Genomic DNA, 15,612 nt, shown 5'->3' with positions numbered 1-15,612 from the left:
TTTGTAAGGCCAATCCAACGGCCTGCAAAACTAAAAGCCTATTTGAGTCGTTCAAACTCTAAGACGCCAAGCTGCATTTAGTCGGATCTCAAGCTGAGGCATTTCTTCTTGAGACGATTTCGAGATGTGCTGGAGCCGGAGGGCAGATGAGCCGAGCACGCGCAATTACGGCAATCGAACGATTCGCCGTCTACTGGGCGTGGAACGGGCGTTGTTTCTGGTGCCGCGAACCAATCAAGTTCGCGGATTGTCACGTTGACCACGTCATTCCTGTCAGTGTGCCGGACCCAATCGAAAACCTTCGTTACCACTACTCCCTTTCACCACAGTTCGAAATCAACGGGTTCGAGAACTGGGTGCCTGCTTGCCAGCGTTGCAATTTATTGAAGCGGTCGATCGTGCTAGTGAATTCGCCAGCAGTAGTGCTGCATCTACAAGCGGTTCGAGAGCGCGCTCCAAAGGCAAAACTGCTTGCCGAGCAGCATGAGCTTGACCGTCGAGCTTCCCTCGTGCTGGCGAAGATGCTCACAGGCGAAGAACCTGACGACAGGGAAATTAACGTCATAGGATCGTTGGTTCCACTTCCACCGGTTGATGTGCAGATCTCAGAGAGGTGGGAAATCCAACAAAGGGACGGTAAGCTTGTCATCCAACTGAGCCCGCTCTATTCCGCTGAAGGTCGCCGGCAATTTAGAACAACGCAAGCCGCCATAAGACAGCAGATCAATCAGTTGTCATCAAGGTATGCCCGCATTGAGGCCGACATGGCACACCTCGATTCAACGAGCATCCCCTGGCAGGTGCTTTCCCAAGAAAAGACAGATGTCGAACAAGAGTTGACCCGGCTCAAGCCTCTGCTTGCCAGCGGCGGCCTTGGATTTACACGTCATCTTGACAACTAAAGCGGGCAGATCGCGCGGAGGAAGCTGTGACAGAGACTAAGCTCGGACAGCACATGGCTATGCTGGGACGCATCGTCGCCCAGTTCGCTGCCGGTGGCCTAACTCCTCGCACCGTTCAATCATCAAAGATGTCAGAGTTCTTGGGGAAGGAAGAAAATAGCGAGATCGCGGCTGACGTACTCAGGTGGATGGTTGAGGAAGGCCTCATACGTGCGGACGTAATCCATAAGGATGTGATGCAGGGCGATTTTGCAGTTTATGGGGCTCAACTGACGTCCAAGGGAGTTGCCGTTCTTAAGAGCAAGACGGAAACGGGAGATACAATCGAAAGGCAAATCCGACGTATTGTGTCGGAAACAGCATCGATGCGCTATCTCTCGTGGGATTGCGGGCTGCTCCAGCGAGCGCTGTAGTCTCGCCCATGGAAGACCATCCGGTCAAAATCACGTTCGGCGAAATGCGCGAAACCGGCGCGATGCGCATCGTTGTTTTCTGCAAGGACTCCGCTGCTTCCACAGCGTCCAGATGGACGCCTCCATATGGCCGGACGAGATGCGTTTGTCTGATCTAGATCTGCGAGTCACCTGCCACCAAGAATGGGGACTGGCTAATAGAAGCCCACTAACGAACCGTGTCCTTGCATGTTGGGCTATTATTGCCTGGTTGCTGTTTGCACAGGCGCGGTACCTCTGCCGTGAGGTCATCTGCCTTAGCCTGTCTGCATAACTGATCGATAGAAGATGCCTCATCGCAGTTGCTCGCGACCCAGACGAAGCGGGTTTGCTGTACGCAAATGAATACAGCCTTTCCAGTGTAGCCGCCATTGTTCTGCGTTTACGTTGCCGCAGAGAGTTCTCTTGGCCGGCGGTCCCAAGATCGCCTCATCGCAAAATTGCGCGGTGCCGGGGTCCAGCTAGTTAAATCCTTCCCAAAGCACCGCTGCTATTTGACGGCGCCGCCGGTGATGCCAGCGATGAAGCGATCGAGGAAGAGGTTATAGGCAATTGCCACCGGGATGGCGGCAATCAAGGCGCCGGCCATGATCTCACCCCAGAAAAACACATCGCCGCGGATCAGGTCGGTCGATACGCCGAGCGTGATTGGCTTCTGGTCGGACGACGAGATGAAGGTCAGCGCGTAGACGAACTCCTGCAAGGTCAGGGTGAAGGTGAAGATCACCACCGTGAGGATTGCCGGCACCGACAGCGGGACCGCCATCTTGATGAAGGCGCCGAACAGGCTGCAGCCGTCGACGATGGCGGCTTCCTCGATCTCGACCGGCAGCGCCTTGAAGAATCCCATCAGCAGCCAGGAGCAGAACGGGATCGTGAAGGTCGGGTAGACCAGCACCAGCGACCACATCGAGTTTTGCAGGCCGAGTTCGGCGATGATCCGGGACAGCGGCAGGAACAACAGCGTCGGCGGCACCAGATAGGTCAGGAAGATCATGATGCCGAGCGCTTCGCCCTTGCGGCTGGTCATGCGAGCCAGGCTGTAGCCGGCCGGAACCGCGGTGACCAGCGTGATGGCGGTGACGCAGACGCCGATGATCAGCGAGTTCAGCAGCCAGCGGGCGAATAGCGTCTCCTGAAACAGGTACTTGATGTGCTCGAGCGTCGGCGGCTCGTTGAACCAGAACGGGATGTTGGTGACGTCGTAAAGATCACTGTTCTGTTTGAACGCGGTGATGACCATCCAGTAGAACGGGAACGCGGCCAGGATCACGAAGAATCCGACGCCGAGGACAAACCCGGTTCCGCGGAGCGAGCGGGCAATAGGTTGCGGCATGTCAGATCTCCCGGCGGCGGATGAAGCGCAGCATGAAGATCACCACGACCAGCAGCACCGGCAGCATGAACAGCGAGATGGCGGCGCCATGCGCGACGTCGCCGGAAACGATGCCGGTCTGAAAGCCGGCAAAGCCCAGCACCGAGGTCGCGCCACCGGGGCCGCCCATGGTCAAGAGGAAGACGATGGAAAGATCGGTGAACGTGAACACGATGCCGAAGATCAGGCCGATCGCCATGATCGGCAGGATCATCGGCAGGATGATCTGGTAGTTGCGGCGCCAGAAACCCGCGCCATCGACCGTCGCAGCGTCGATCACGTCCTGCGGAACCGCGGTGATGCCGGCGAGAAAGATCACGATGGCAAATGGAAAGAAGCGCCAGGCGTTGATGATGACAATGCAGAGCATCGCCAGATACGGATTGCCGAGCCAGTTCGGCGCATCTTCGCGGGTGATGATACCAGCTGCAATCATGGTCCAGTTGATCACGCTGTACAGCGAATCGAACATCCATTGCCAGGCGATCGTGGCGAGCGCCACCGGCACCGCAAAAGGCAGGATGATCAGCGCTCGGACGATCTTGCGGCCGGGGAAGGGTTGCAGCAGCAGGAAAGCGCCGAACTTTCCGAGCACGAGGCCGAGCAGTTGCGACCCAAACGTAAAGATGAAGGTGTTGCGCAGCGTGTCCAGGAAAGTCGGATCTTGCAGGATCTGCTCGAAATTTGCCAGGCCGACAAACGTCCAGGTTGGATTGTAGATCGTATAGGCGCTGAGCGAGTAATAGACCGCGAGCAGAAGCGGCAGGCCGACGAGCAGCAGGACGTAAAGGATCGCCGGCGCGACCAGAACCGCTTCGAGCACCTCTCGCCGATCCAGGATGAAGCGATAGCGTGAGATCGGCTTGGCAACAGGTTCGGCGATGACGGCCATCTGTGATTTCCTGCCCTCAGTGGCGACTGCTGCGATTGCCGCTGGTGTCGAAGTGACGCAACGCGCTGTTCTTCACCGCGAACGGATGCCATTCGCCGGGACGAATGCTGCCTTCGGCCACGTGGGCCGGCGGCAACTTTGCGGTGATCGGTTGCTTTGAATCGAAGCCGTCCATCACACCGTAGACGATGCGCTCGGACCCGAGATACTCGGAGCGATCGACGCGAAATGAAAATTCGGTCGCGCCCCCGTCTTCGATCATGTCCCTGGGCAGGAAATTCTCCGGCCGGAATCCGAGATAGCCGCCGCCATTGTGGGTGACGATGTTCATGGGCGGCGCGCCGACAAAGGTCGCGACAAAAAGATCGGCAGGATCTTCATATATTTCGGTTGGCGTTCCCACTTGGCGAACCCGTCCATGGTCAATGACCGCGATACGGTCGCCCATGCCCATCGCTTCGACCTGGTCGTGGGTCACGTAGATGGTGGTGAGACCAACGCGCTGCTGAAAATTCTTGATCTCCTGGCGAGCCGACGTGCGCAGCTTGGCATCGAGGTTGGACAGCGGCTCGTCGAGCAGAAGCGCGGTCGGTTCGCGGACCAGCGCGCGTGCAAGCGCCACACGCTGGCGCTCGCCGCCGGAAAGCTGGCGTGGCCGCCGATCGAGAAGGTGGCCAATGTCGAGCAACTGGGCGGCCCAATCGACCTTCTTCTGGATGTCCTGCGAGGGCATGCGCTGGGTGCGCAGCGGAAAAGAAATGTTGTTGCGTACCGTGTAGTGCGGATAAAGACCATAGCTCTGGAACATCATCGCAATGCCGCGGGCCCGTGGCGGCATGTCATTGACGACATTGCCGCCGATCAGGAGATCTCCGCTGGTCTGTTGCTCTAGGCCGCAGATGATGCGCAAGAACGTCGTCTTGCCGCAGCCCGAGGGACCAAGCAGCACCATGAACTCGCCATCCGGCACCCGAAGCGAGATGCCGTTGACGGCGTTGACTTCGCCGAACGTCTTGACGATGTCCCTGGTCAATACTGCGGCCATCGATCCTCCCGGAGCTGATGCGTGGGCGCGGCCTCAGGTTTTTCCGTGCCACTTGGTGAAGATGGCCTCGGACTGTCCATGCGCCCATTTGACCGAGTCCTCGGCGGACATCTGGCCGCTCGCCGCCTTCGCCATCATGTCGCAGATGATGAAGTCGTTGTAGACTTCGTCGACGGCGGGCCAGGATGGGCCGGGATAGCCCGGAGAGGCCGACCACTGCTCGGAATCCTGCAGCACCGCCAGTTTGTCTGCCGGCGTCGAGGTCGGATCGTTCGAGAGGATCGGCATCGGCTTCGGCACGAGGTTGGCGAAGCAGGGGTTGTTGTACCCTTCGCTCGCCTTGAACGCTTCCGGCCAATGATCGGCGTAGTATTTGAGGAACTCGATCGCGCCTTCCTTGTTCTTGGCGAACTTCCAGATGCCGTAGAATTCGGACGCGCCGCCCATGATCCGGCGCACCGGCCCCTTTGGCGGAGCCATCACGAACGTGTCGTCGGCGCCTTTCTTGTTTGCCTTCTGAAACGTCCGATAGGCCGAGATCGGGTTGACGATCATCGAACCGATGCCCGAAACAAGATAGCGATTGTTGCTGGAGTCGTCCCACGACAGCACTTCGGACGTCATCGCCTCCTTGTACAGCGCAGTGACGAACTTGACGGCTTCGACCGTTTCCTTGCTGTTGAGCACGACGTTCTTGCCGTCCGCGTCCTGCAGCGCACCGCCAAAGCTCCAAAGCAGGCCGCGCCAAGTCGTGTTCGGGTCGTTGCTGTGTCCGAGCGAAATGCCGACCGGGTGGCCCTTGGCCTTCAGCTTGGCGCCGCCGATGCGTACATCATCCCAGGTGTCCGGCTTCATCCCGATCTCGTCCCACATGCTCTTGCGATACATGGCCGGGAAGTTGATGTAGAAATCGGGGAATGCAGACCAGGTCTTGTCGTCCTGATTGTAACCGATCTGGCGGCCGATCGTGCTGACCTTGCCGTACTTCTTCTCGGTTGCCTCGACGAGGCTCGTCACGTCGACCAGGAATTTGCGGTAGAGGTGCGCCCCGCCGGCGCCGTTCCAGCCGAACAGATCGTGACCTGACTGGGCCGAAGCTTCAGCGGCCGCACGCGCGGCGACGTTGGCGACCGGGATGTGATCGACGGTGACGCTGATGTTGTTTTTGGTGCCCCAATCCTTTGCGAACTGATCAAACCATTTGTCGTATTCCGGAACGAAATGGCTCCATTGCACGATGGATAGCGACTTCTCGTCCGCTCGTGCTTTGGAAATGAACGGCGTGCTCAGGGACGGTGCCGAAGCGGCAGCGAGGGTGAGGGCGGTTTGCGTCAAAAAGCGGCGTCGCGTGACGCGCGGGAATTTGCCCGTGCTCATCTGGATTCCTCCTAGGGATGTCTCCAGTGGGAGAAGGCTCATCCAGATGAGGGATCAGTCTAGCTCGGTCCTGGATCCTGCTATTTTCCACGACACTATAACTTTCGAGCCTCGATCGGAATTTCTACTAAAGCCGGTCACTCGGTACGCTGCCGTACAAAGATTGACAGCCGAAATTGCGCGGCGCCGACTGGAAACAAGCGATTTGGAGGCTGTGTCAGAAGCAGCAAAGACAGCTGCGCATCAGGTCGGTGGCCGCGGGAATGCGATGCTCATGCAGGCCGCTTCGATGCAGATGTCCGTATTCCGATGCGATGATCTGATAGCATTCGCAGGTGCGACGCTCGAGCGCCGCGTGATCGCACACCTCGATGCTGCCTCGCTGCTTGACGAGACCACCGGTCTGCTCCAGTTCGGCGAGCGTCGTCGTGATGCTGGCGCGTCGCACGCCCAGGATGACCGACAGCATGTCGTGCGTGACCGGAATGACGCGATCGTCCAGGCGGTCGGCTGCAAGCAGCAGCCAACGGCTCAGCCTTTCTTGCAGGCTGTGCCGCGCGCTGCAAAGCGTTGTCTGGGCGTTCTGAACCAGGAGCGCGTGGATATAGCTGTTCAGTTGCCGCTGCACATCAGGGTATCGGTGCGCGATCCGTCGCAGGTCGGGCACCGCAATGCGCAAAGCATAGCCGGGGACCGCCATCAGGCATCGATTGGGGGAACGCTGTATGCCGAGGACGGCTGTTACACCGACGAAGCCGAGCCGCCCGACCATCGCGATCTCGACCGGCCCATCGCGCTGCGTTCGCACCAGCAGCGATGCGACGCCGCGTTCGATGAAGTAGATGTGCTCGATGGGATGGTGGTAGTCCTGAAGAATCGCCCGGCGCTTGAGCGCCACGGGCTGAAGGAAGGGACGAAGCCGCTCGAACGACGCCGGGGCAAGACCAGCCAACAGGCGGTTCTGGACCCGCACCGTCTGCTCGCGGTTGGTATGGCTCAGCGCACTTTCCAGCGCTATCCCATGGTGCTCTCCTCAAGACACCTCCTGATCGGGCTTGTTCAGCCGGGCATCAGGGCTTCTCCCTACCAAGCTACTCCCTCTTCGATCCGGAGTCACCGGCGCTCCGACAATCCGGAGACGCCGGGTCGGGGCGCTCTCCAACGCCCCGAACGAATGAGCTCTAAGCTGGCAACCCAATCTGTTCACTCGCGCACCATGGCGCTTGATTTCGGTCCGAGACTTATACTGACGTCGCCTTTTGGGCCTTCGCGATGGTTTGGCCGGCGTCCGGTCAATTCCGAAGTCGAGGGTAGAGCGGACCTGACCGACCACCGCCGAGACCGGCGCTGTTGACCCAACTGAGACATAGGTGCCGGAGCTTCGGTCCCGCACTTAGGACCAGGGCGGCTCTTCCGTTCCCTCGCCTGGCTCGCGGTGGATCATGACACTCGCCGAACGTAAGCCGGTCAGCAATACAGTTCTTACAGAGGCAGGATCGAATCCAATGTCCTTGGCGTTTGGTGGATGTGCCTCGCTGCCCTTCAATCGGAGTGCCAAGTGCAATTGCTCGCAAAGGTGCCCGACGACTAGATTGACCTGATCGTCAGTCATGATCTGCTTTCCTGCTACATTTTGCCGTCCGACTAGATGGTACACATGAAAACAGAGCGGTACGCCATTTAACACCGATCCACATGCGACCAACATGGGGTTTTCAATGGATATCGAAATTCAATACATCGACCGCGGAGGCGAGCAGACCGCCCGGATCATTTCTGAGGTCGAGGACGAGGCCGGCCAGCTTGCCGCCAGCTTCGCGTTGCAGCGTCGAGATGGCCTGGCGAAGCTCGTTCGGCGTCTCCTCGCCGTCCTCGCTTTTCAGACTGAACTTGACGCTGCGGACTTTGATGACTTGCCGCATGAGAGGCACCTCGAAGGGGGACTGGCCGCCGCGCTGGATCGTCAATCTCACGGTCGTTCCCGGCTGCCCACGAATCTTCCTGATCACCTCCATCAAGTCCACGCCGTGCGTGGTTTGGCCATCGACTGAAACGTCTCGTCGCCCGGCTGCAAGCCTGCACGGGCACCTGGCGTATCGTCATTGGCGATAGAAGGGTCGGCGATCCGTGGTGATCCGTAACCTTGAGGCCGACGCCGCCGAACTTTCCACTGATGTCCTCTCTGGATTCACGAAATTCCGGCTCGGTCATGTAGGAAGAGTGTGGATCGAGACGCGATAGCATCCCCTTCAGGGCCGCGTCGGTGAGCTGGCGCGAATCGACCGGACGCACGTAGTCCTGCTGTACAAGCTGCATTGCGCCCGCGAGAAGTGCGATGTCGGCCGATGCGCCCAGGCGATTCCGATCGTGCGCAAATAGGATGTCTTCATTTTAATTGCTTGCCCGTGCGGTGCGCCGACGGGGAGCGCGGCAGCCTTTCCTGATATTGAGCCCCCGCCGTCGCGCTTGGAGAATACGCGACGGCAGGCCGAGGTCATGCCTAGCCGATCGGCATGGCGACGAAGTGGGTATTGTCGGAGGTCTTCACGTGCATCAGGACATCATGCTTGCCTTCGGACTTCGCTTCCGAGAGCGCGTTACGGAGGTCGGCTGCCGAGCTGACGTTCTTGCCTCCGACCGCAAGGATGACGTCGCCGGACTGCAGGCCGTGCTCGGCCGCCGGACCGTCCGGCTCGATCGCCGTGACCACGACACCGCTGTTGCCGGCGCCGCCGACGTCGCCTGCCGGGGCAACCGACATACCGAGATGCGGAACGCCCTTCGATGAGCTCTGATCGGACTCGTCGGCGCGGGCAACTTTCTGCGTATCGTTTGGCATCTTGGCGAGCGTCACCGTGAGCGTCTGCGCCTCGCCCTTGCGAAGGATGTCGAGCTTCGCTGAGCTGCCAGGGGCCATCCCTGAAATCTCTCGCGCAAGTGTCCGCGAGTCCTTGATCGCGTTGCCGTTGACCGCAGTGATCACGTCGCCCGGCCGGATACCGGCCTGCGCCGCCGGCGTGTCCGGTTGGGCCTCGTCGACGAGCGCGCCCCGCGCCTGCTTCAGGCCAAGGCTCTCGGCGATGCCCATCGTGACGGGCTGCACCTGCACGCCGAGCCAGCCGCGCGTCACCGTGCCGTGCTCCTTGAGCTGGGCAACGATCATCTTGACAGTCGGTGCCGGCACGTCGAAGCCGATGCCGACCGAGCCGCCCGACGGCGAATAGATCGCGGTATTGACGCCGACGACATTGCCATTGGTGTCGAAGGTCGGTCCGCCGGAGTTGCCCTTGTTGATCGGCGCGTCGATCTGGATGTAGTTGTCGTAGGGCCCGGCTCCGATATCGCGCCCTTCGGCCGAGATGATGCCGGCCGTCACAGTGCCGCCAAGGCCATAGGGGTTGCCGACCGCAACCACCCAGTCGCCGACGCGCGGAACCTGGCTCTCGAGATTGACGAAGGTGAAGCCCGACTTGCCGTCGACCTTGATGAGCGCAAGGTCAGTCTTCGGATCGGTGCCGATCACCTTCGCGGTATAGATCGTGCCGTCATCGGTCGTAACCTGTACCGATCTGGCATGATCGACGACATGATTGTTGGTTACGGCATAACCGTCGGCGGAGATGAAGAAGCCAGAACCGACGCCGGTGATCTCATGGTGCTGCAGTCTGCCGCCAGGATTGCCGTCGGGACCGAACTGGCGGAAGAACTTTTCAAAAGGCGTGCCTTGCAAGGACGGGGGCAGGTTCTCTGCGCCGGGTGCGTACGCATTGCTCTCCTCGTCCAGCTTCACACGCACCGAAATGACGGCCGGCTTGACCTTGGCGACCAAGTCGGCGAAGCCCGCGGGGCCTTGAGTCTGTGACGCCGGAGCGGCGGCGAGCGCTTGTTCGACAAATGGGTGATGACCCGACGGCCCCGCGACCGCGACGGCCGCACCGATCATTGCAACGGAGCCGAGCAGCGCGATGCGCCGGGCCGATAGTGACCAGCGATTCTGATTGTTGTCCTCTCGCATGATGTTTCTCCTAAGCGTGATTGCCTCGTATCGCTGACAAAAACTTATCGCCGCCGCATTACGGCGTCCTGTCCGACGCATTAATTCGAGTGATAGGTTGCTAAATTCGCGGTAACGAACAAGCCGCGTGGCGTTCCTCGGGTAAACGACCGTCGTGTCCTCGATGGCATCTTCTGGGTCTTGCGCTCTGGAGCACTTTGGCGTGATCTGCCCGAGAAGTTTGGTCCGTACACCACGTGCTACAACCGCTTCGTCCGCTGGCGGCGGGCTGGCGTCTGGGGCCGCATCATAGACGCACTTGCTGCTGTCCACGATGTTGCTGTCCAAATGATCGACACTTCGATTGTCCGCGTGCATCAACATGGCGCCTGCGTCATCGCGAATCGGCGCCAATCGATGGGAAGGTCACGCGGCGGCTTGGCGAGCAAAATCCACGCGGTGGTCGATAGCAATGGTTTGCCGGTACGGTTGGCGTTGAGCGCCGGCGAGGCCCACGACGTTCGACTTGCCTGGAAAACTGCTCTCTCGCCTGACGCCCGGGTCAATGCTGCTTGCCGACCGAGGCTATGACGCCGACTGGATAAGAGAGCCGGCCATGAAAAAGGGCGCGTGGGCCAACATCCCTCCGAAAAGCAATCGCAGCGATCCGATCTGCTTCAGCCCTTACCTTTATCGCGCTTGTAACCAGGTCGAGCGATTCTTCAACAGGATCAAACAATGTCGTCGTGTGGCGACGCGTTACGACAGGCTTGCGGGAAACTACCTTGTCTTCGTCCAACTCGCATCTATCCGGCTATGGCTGGCCGCGCGTTATGAGTCCACGCCCTAATAAGGTCGTTTTGATCGATGCGATGGCCGGCAAAGCCATATTCGCCTCCTGATTCATACTTCTTGGAGACGTCAATTGCATCAGCTTGTTTGCTCAAGTCCTCAAACCGACGTCCGAAGTCTACCGTCACAACAAACCTCCATAACACCATCCACACCTCGGAGATGATCGTCTCGAATCTACGCCTCCAGCACCCAGCGCAAGAACCGCTCTGTGTGCTCTACATGACGCGAACAAGCCTCCTTTCATCCGCAGCAATCACATCGGCCTTGCTCTCGCGACCGGGTACTGGACGCCGCTCGGTACGACGATTACCGGGATCTCGATCCCGTCGCGCTCTGGATCCTGTCCGTGTGGAATACCTCCCGCACGTTCTGAGGCCTGCCATTCGTTTCGAGCTGCAGCGTCTTGTCGTTAAAGCCGATGACGAGAAACCCGCCGTTCTGATTTCGCATCGCCAGGCATGCGCGCACGACCTTCGCGATGCCCTCGCGCGACGTCGGGCCAATCCAGGATTTGATCTCGACTGGCAAACTTTCGGCGGGCCGCGCGACGAGATCGTCTATTTGGCTCTGAGGGGCTTTCACGGGGGATTCCCCGGCTGGCTGCGGTCCACCCGTTTACACGCGGTGAATGATCGGTTCAACGAAAAGTCCGGTCCTCGCACGACGGCCGAGACAGAGACATATACCGCAATGCTGCCGATTCATTTATGAGAAGCGTGCTCCTCGGATTGGCCGAGGCGTCGCGGCGGATACGGCGATTTGCCGAGTGACTCTAGGACAAGCAAAACTGGCCTTGACCAAGGAATTGCGTGGTTGGGCACGGACAGGCCGAGTGCTGGTGGCTTTTCGCGGCATCGATTCTGCGGAAAAATCCTTGTCCCATGGCCCCGAAACAGCACCCGACTCCGCTTTCCGGCGGCGACCGCAAGGCGCTGAAGAAGGAGCTGGCGCGCGCCCGCGCGATGACCTCGATCCTGGCCGAGCGGTCGTCCGAGAAGCGCGCCGCCGGCGAGGCTTTGATTCGCGAGGCGGACGATCTCGCCTGCCAGAGCTGGAACGAGAGGATGTGGGCTGATGGCGGACCGATCGATCCGTCGCCCTCGATCGACCAGGCCATCAACGGCGGTTACCCCTGGCTCGAGATCCGATGCTCGCGCTGCAAGACGCCTCGCGCGGTCGACCTGGCTGCCCTGCCCCATGTCGCCACGACCTGCGTGCATGACCTCGCGCGCCGGCTGCGATGCGTGAAGTGCGGAAGCATCGGCAAGCGGCCAGCCGCTGAGCTGCTGCAGCTCGCGCGGCGCCGGCCGAGCCAGATGGACGACGCGCCATGACCGCCCTCACCCGCCGCCGTGATCGCGAGCGCCAGGAATGCTGGCACATTTTTTATGGTGACATCCACGTCGGCATGATCGCCGAGCGCTCCGGGATTCCAGCGTCGGCCGATCGATTGGGCTGGACTCTCGGCTTCACACCACCCTCGCACTGCGCCAATCGCGCCCAGGGCACTGCCGCTGATTTCGAGACCGCCCGCGCTGCCTTTGGAGCCGCCTGGCTAAACTTCCTGCCGGGATACACGGAAGACCATTTCCGCTCATATCGGCGGCAACAGGCCTTCACGAACTGGAAATACACAATGTGGCAGCGCGGCTGCCGGTTGCCGACGCAAAACGAGAGCGGCCGATCCACATGCTTCTGCTGCGCGCCGCTGGACCAGACCAGCTTACGGCGCACGTCTACGCCGCACATATGACGGCCGAGGAACCCGCGCAGTGAAGAAAATGACCGAACATCGTCCCTATGCCGATGCAGAGAAGGCCCCACGCCGGCTGATGGAGCACGCGCGGGCCTTCGAGCCGATCCAGGATGGCCGCATCTACATCGAGAAGCTGAATGGTCCGCTCCTGTATGGGGACAAGGCGACACCGGCTGAGTACATGGCGGGACTGAAGTTTGCGATCGAGCGCGGCTGGCTCGAGCCGGTCCACGAGAGCGGCACCTTCACCAGGATGACGCAGGCCGGAAAGGACCTGTTCGCATGGAAAATGCCCCAGCTCCTGTCGGGGAAGATTCAGGAGCTGGGGCATTCGGGGCATCTTGAGTCGCCGCCTGCTGGTGGCGGCCTGTACATCCGAGACCGGGGATAGCAGGCAGCACTCGGCACCCTCTCCCGCTCTGCGAGTTCCGGCATTCACAAATCTAAATCTCGCGGAGATCAACCGACCAACGCACAACGCCGCCCGCTTGAAATAAGTGCAGGCGGCGTTGCTCCTAGCCCCGGGAAGGTAATGCAAAATCCCAGACCGCGCCATGCCGACCAAGCCGCAACGGAAGCTTCCCCTGCAGGGCGCGCGCCCCGCCTATCGCACGCTTCAGGGCTGGGCCCTCGGCACCCTGATCGAGCAGGGCGCGGTCAAGGAGTGCGAGCACCACGGTCACCGGATTGACCGTGCCGATCCCGCCGCCTGGAACCGGGCGCGAGAAGAGGCGTGGCGGAACCCGTTTCCCGGCGCCACGCCGGAAACATGCATCGCTGCCATGGAAGAGGTCATGCGCGGGATTGGCGACACCTGTCCGGACTGCTGAGGCGCTGCGGAAAGCGCCTCGCGGACTCCACTTCCCTCCGCTCCAGCCTATATTAACCCTATTGGGGTACAGGCGGATTTTCGAGTGGAGTTTTGAGTATGGCCCCGCGCGCGAACTGGAAGGGCTTTTTACGGCTATCGCTCGTGACGTGCCCGATCGCCTTATTTCCAGCGACCTCGGAATCCGAGAAGATCAGTTTCAACCAGATCAACAAGAAGACCGGGCACCGGATCCGATACCTGAAGGTCGACGCCGACACCGGCGAGGAGGTGTCGAACGACGACATCATCAAGGGCTATCCGGTCGACAAGGATCGTTATCTCGAGGTGACGAAGGACGAGCTCGAGAACATCGCACTCGACTCCACCCGCACTATCGAGATCGATGAATTCGTGCCCCGCAAGGAAATCGACGATCTCTATCTGGTTCGCCCCTATTACATCGTGCCCGACGGCAAGGTCGGCCACGACGCTTTTGCCGTCATCCGCGAAACGGTCCGCTCGCTCGACAAGGTGGCGCTGGCCCGCGTGGTGTTGACCAACCGCGAGCACGTCATCGCGCTGGAGGCTCGCGACAAGGGCTTGGTGGGCATGCTGCTGAGATATCCCTACGAGGTCCGCGACGCCGCCGAATATTTCGACGACATCCAGGACGTCAAGGTCACCAAGGACATGCTGGATCTTGCCAAGCATATCGTCGAGCAGAAGTCCGGCCATTTCGAACCGGGGACATTTGAGGACCACTATGAGGCCGCGCTCTCCGAGCTGCTCGCCAAGAAGCAGAAGGGCCTTCCGATTGCCGAGGTGAAGAGGCCAGCGCCCGGCAACGTCGTGAACCTGATGGAAGCGCTTCGCCAGAGCATCGCATCCGGCGGCAAGCGTGCTCCCGCCGCCAAGCCCGAGAACGCGCCGGCGAAAAAGGCCGCCAAGAAACGCAAGGCCGGCTAGCGTGCGCCCGCGCGCCTACGAGCCTTGCCTGCCAACTTCTCGCACCGCCGTGCCGACTGGCCCGGATTGGCTACACGAGATCAAGCACGATGGCTATCGGCTGATTGTCGTACGCGACGACAAGCGCGTGCGGCTGTTCACCCGTAACGGCTACGACTGGGCCGACCGCTTTCCCTTGATCTGCGAGGCCGCGTTGCGTAACCGCTGCCAGCGCTTTGTGATCGACGGCGAGGCCGTAGTGCTCGGCGTCGACGGCCGTTCCGATTTCAATGGCCTGCACTCGCGGAAATTCAACGACGAGGTCCAGCTCTATGCCTTCGACATTCTCGCGCTCGAGGGCAACGACCTGCGCAAGCTGCCACTACACGCGCGCAAGGCCAAGCTCGCCCGCTTGCTCGCGCGCCGCGTCGATGGCGTTTTCCTGTCCGACTTCGAGCAGGGCGAGATCGGCCCGGAGCTCTATCGCCACGCCTGCCTGATGGGCCTGGAGGGCATCGTGTCGAAGCACAGGGACCGGCCCTATCGCGCCGGCCGCTCGCTCGACTGGATCAAGGTCAAGAACCGCAAGCATCCGGCGATGAGCAGGGTCAAGGATTCCCTCTCATGAGCAACCACTGCCCCCGTTGAGACGATACGCGCTGGGTCTGCGAAAACCACCCGGACCGGCCATGGCAAGGCGATCGAGCCTGCGACTGTGGCGGGGCCGGCGCGCCCTGCCCGCTCTGCAATACAACGGACGAAGGCGAGATGCCGCAACTACCGAAGGGATTCCGGACCGCGTTCGATAAGCGTGGTTGGCGGCACTAATTGTCCAGCGTTTGCGCGTCAATTTTCGCTCAGATGTTTCAGCATGGTGTTGCAGGCACGCTCCGCCTCTGCGGAAAGTCTTGAAGGGCGCCCCGACGATCCTGGTAGCGCAGCGGCTGCGGCGCGGTGGCCGAGCGATGAAATTGGCAGGCCGGACTTGAACCGGCGTTCTTGGCATGAAGGCCAACCCGCAATGCCCCGGTCACCATGTCGCTAATGCTCTGAATTGACTTCCGCTTTCGGCGGCGCAGCGGACGTGACCGGACACGCTGCCGGCTCGCCCCAGTCGCGAATGGTAGAGTCGGGATGTGGCGCGGTGGTTGTAGGCTGAACATATCTGTTGCCGCCTCTTTCGTCTGGCGGTGCCTTAGTAGTTCGAC

General features: G+C 60.6%; 17 protein-coding genes and 2 pseudogenes. 9 read left to right on the top strand and 10 right to left on the bottom strand.

What is annotated here, in order from left to right; translation table 11 throughout:
- Positions 1-146: 146 nt before the first annotated feature.
- Entirely contained in the window at positions 147-902 is a 756-nt protein-coding gene (locus tag AC628_RS43140) for an HNH endonuclease (RefSeq protein WP_143201799.1), read from the top strand.
- A 53-nt stretch (positions 903-955) separates the two neighbouring features.
- Positions 956-1,315 carry a hypothetical protein gene (locus AC628_RS25950; RefSeq protein ID WP_143201798.1) on the top strand — a complete coding sequence of 120 codons (360 nt, stop codon included), beginning with the start codon at positions 956-958 and terminating at the stop codon, positions 1,313-1,315.
- A 529-nt stretch (positions 1,316-1,844) separates the two neighbouring features.
- Here the strand turns inward: AC628_RS25950 and AC628_RS25945 are convergent.
- The 9 genes and pseudogenes from AC628_RS25945 to AC628_RS25915 form a co-directional block, all read right to left on the bottom strand.
- On the bottom strand, positions 1,845-2,690 hold the full coding sequence (locus AC628_RS25945; RefSeq protein WP_074129662.1) for a carbohydrate ABC transporter permease: 846 nt from the start codon (positions 2,688-2,690) through the stop codon (positions 1,845-1,847).
- 1 nt (position 2,691) lies between these two features.
- On the bottom strand, positions 2,692-3,621 hold the full coding sequence (locus AC628_RS25940; RefSeq protein WP_074129661.1) for a carbohydrate ABC transporter permease: 930 nt from the start codon (positions 3,619-3,621) through the stop codon (positions 2,692-2,694).
- A 16-nt stretch (positions 3,622-3,637) separates the two neighbouring features.
- Positions 3,638-4,666: an ABC transporter ATP-binding protein gene (locus AC628_RS25935; protein ID WP_074129660.1), complete on the bottom strand. Its 1,029-nt coding sequence runs from the start codon at positions 4,664-4,666 to the stop codon at positions 3,638-3,640.
- Between the two features lie 33 nt (positions 4,667-4,699).
- Complete coding sequence (locus AC628_RS25930; RefSeq protein ID WP_168193451.1) at positions 4,700-6,043, bottom strand: extracellular solute-binding protein; 1,344 nt, start codon at positions 6,041-6,043, stop codon at positions 4,700-4,702.
- A gap of 217 nt (positions 6,044-6,260) precedes the next feature.
- The gene (locus tag AC628_RS25925) at positions 6,261-7,016 is read right to left on the bottom strand and encodes a Crp/Fnr family transcriptional regulator (protein WP_143201797.1); all 756 of its coding nucleotides are present in this window, start codon (positions 7,014-7,016) and stop codon (positions 6,261-6,263) included.
- Positions 7,017-7,436: 420 nt separating this feature from the next.
- Positions 7,437-7,655, bottom strand: coding sequence for a hypothetical protein (locus AC628_RS43135; protein ID WP_143201796.1), 219 nt, complete (start codon positions 7,653-7,655; stop codon positions 7,437-7,439).
- A gap of 103 nt (positions 7,656-7,758) precedes the next feature.
- Positions 7,759-8,058 (bottom strand): S41 family peptidase, encoded by a 300-nt coding sequence (locus tag AC628_RS25920; RefSeq protein ID WP_074129657.1) that lies wholly within the window; start codon positions 8,056-8,058, stop codon positions 7,759-7,761.
- 202 nt (positions 8,059-8,260) lie between these two features.
- A pseudogene (locus AC628_RS46200) lies at positions 8,261-8,380 on the bottom strand (hypothetical protein); the annotation flags it as partial.
- A 163-nt stretch (positions 8,381-8,543) separates the two neighbouring features.
- Entirely contained in the window at positions 8,544-10,058 is a 1,515-nt protein-coding gene (locus AC628_RS25915) for a Do family serine endopeptidase (protein ID WP_074129656.1), read from the bottom strand.
- A gap of 117 nt (positions 10,059-10,175) precedes the next feature.
- Between AC628_RS25915 and AC628_RS25910 the strand changes: the two are divergent.
- Positions 10,176-10,887 (top strand): annotated as a pseudogene (locus AC628_RS25910) (IS5 family transposase); the annotation flags it as partial.
- 311 nt (positions 10,888-11,198) lie between these two features.
- Here AC628_RS25910 and AC628_RS25905 read toward each other — a convergent pair.
- Positions 11,199-11,474: a hypothetical protein gene (locus AC628_RS25905; protein WP_074129655.1), complete on the bottom strand. Its 276-nt coding sequence runs from the start codon at positions 11,472-11,474 to the stop codon at positions 11,199-11,201.
- 299 nt (positions 11,475-11,773) lie between these two features.
- Between AC628_RS25905 and AC628_RS25900 the strand changes: the two genes are divergently transcribed.
- The 6 genes from AC628_RS25900 (at position 11,774) to AC628_RS25875 (ending at position 15,032) form a co-directional block, all read left to right on the top strand.
- Complete coding sequence (locus AC628_RS25900) at positions 11,774-12,226, top strand: hypothetical protein (protein ID WP_074129654.1); 453 nt, start codon at positions 11,774-11,776, stop codon at positions 12,224-12,226.
- On the top strand, positions 12,223-12,645 hold the full coding sequence (locus AC628_RS25895) for a hypothetical protein (RefSeq protein ID WP_074129653.1): 423 nt from the start codon (positions 12,223-12,225) through the stop codon (positions 12,643-12,645). Before AC628_RS25900 ends, AC628_RS25895 begins: the two co-directional genes overlap by 4 nt.
- Before the next feature lie 19 nt (positions 12,646-12,664).
- Positions 12,665-13,039, top strand: coding sequence for a hypothetical protein (locus tag AC628_RS25890; protein WP_210190263.1), 375 nt, complete (start codon positions 12,665-12,667; stop codon positions 13,037-13,039).
- A 163-nt stretch (positions 13,040-13,202) separates the two neighbouring features.
- Positions 13,203-13,478 (top strand): hypothetical protein, encoded by a 276-nt coding sequence (locus AC628_RS25885; RefSeq protein WP_074129651.1) that lies wholly within the window; start codon positions 13,203-13,205, stop codon positions 13,476-13,478.
- Between the two features lie 98 nt (positions 13,479-13,576).
- Entirely contained in the window at positions 13,577-14,425 is an 849-nt protein-coding gene (ku, locus tag AC628_RS25880; RefSeq protein ID WP_074129650.1) for a non-homologous end joining protein Ku, read from the top strand.
- A 49-nt stretch (positions 14,426-14,474) separates the two neighbouring features.
- Positions 14,475-15,032: an ATP-dependent DNA ligase gene (locus AC628_RS25875; protein WP_245321306.1), complete on the top strand. Its 558-nt coding sequence runs from the start codon at positions 14,475-14,477 to the stop codon at positions 15,030-15,032.
- Positions 15,033-15,612: the final 580 nt, after the last annotated feature.

The organism is Bradyrhizobium sp. NAS96.2, from assembly GCF_001908235.1.
In the GTDB taxonomy this organism is placed as follows: domain Bacteria; phylum Pseudomonadota; class Alphaproteobacteria; order Rhizobiales; family Xanthobacteraceae; genus Bradyrhizobium.
This window is presented reverse-complemented; position numbering and strand designations above follow the sequence as displayed.

Bases quoted from the DNA above. Each gene is read 5' to 3' on its own strand.
- AC628_RS43140 (WP_143201799.1), top strand. From the start codon at position 147: ATGAGCCGAGCACGCGCAATTACGGCAATCGAACGATTCGCCGTCTAC.
- AC628_RS25950 (WP_143201798.1), top strand. From the start codon at position 956: ATGGCTATGCTGGGACGCATCGTCGCCCAGTTCGCTGCCGGTGGCCTA.
- AC628_RS25945 (WP_074129662.1), bottom strand. From the start codon at position 2,690: ATGCCGCAACCTATTGCCCGCTCGCTCCGCGGAACCGGGTTTGTCCTC.
- AC628_RS25940 (WP_074129661.1), bottom strand. From the start codon at position 3,621: ATGGCCGTCATCGCCGAACCTGTTGCCAAGCCGATCTCACGCTATCGC.
- AC628_RS25935 (WP_074129660.1), bottom strand. From the start codon at position 4,666: ATGGCCGCAGTATTGACCAGGGACATCGTCAAGACGTTCGGCGAAGTC.
- AC628_RS25930 (WP_168193451.1), bottom strand. From the start codon at position 6,043: ATGAGCACGGGCAAATTCCCGCGCGTCACGCGACGCCGCTTTTTGACG.
- AC628_RS43135 (WP_143201796.1), bottom strand. From the start codon at position 7,655: ATGACTGACGATCAGGTCAATCTAGTCGTCGGGCACCTTTGCGAGCAA.
- AC628_RS25920 (WP_074129657.1), bottom strand. From the start codon at position 8,058: ATGGAGGTGATCAGGAAGATTCGTGGGCAGCCGGGAACGACCGTGAGA.
- AC628_RS25915 (WP_074129656.1), bottom strand. From the start codon at position 10,058: ATGCGAGAGGACAACAATCAGAATCGCTGGTCACTATCGGCCCGGCGC.
- AC628_RS25900 (WP_074129654.1), top strand. From the start codon at position 11,774: ATGGCCCCGAAACAGCACCCGACTCCGCTTTCCGGCGGCGACCGCAAG.
- AC628_RS25895 (WP_074129653.1), top strand. From the start codon at position 12,223: ATGACCGCCCTCACCCGCCGCCGTGATCGCGAGCGCCAGGAATGCTGG.
- AC628_RS25885 (WP_074129651.1), top strand. From the start codon at position 13,203: ATGCCGACCAAGCCGCAACGGAAGCTTCCCCTGCAGGGCGCGCGCCCC.
- ku (WP_074129650.1), top strand. From the start codon at position 13,577: ATGGCCCCGCGCGCGAACTGGAAGGGCTTTTTACGGCTATCGCTCGTG.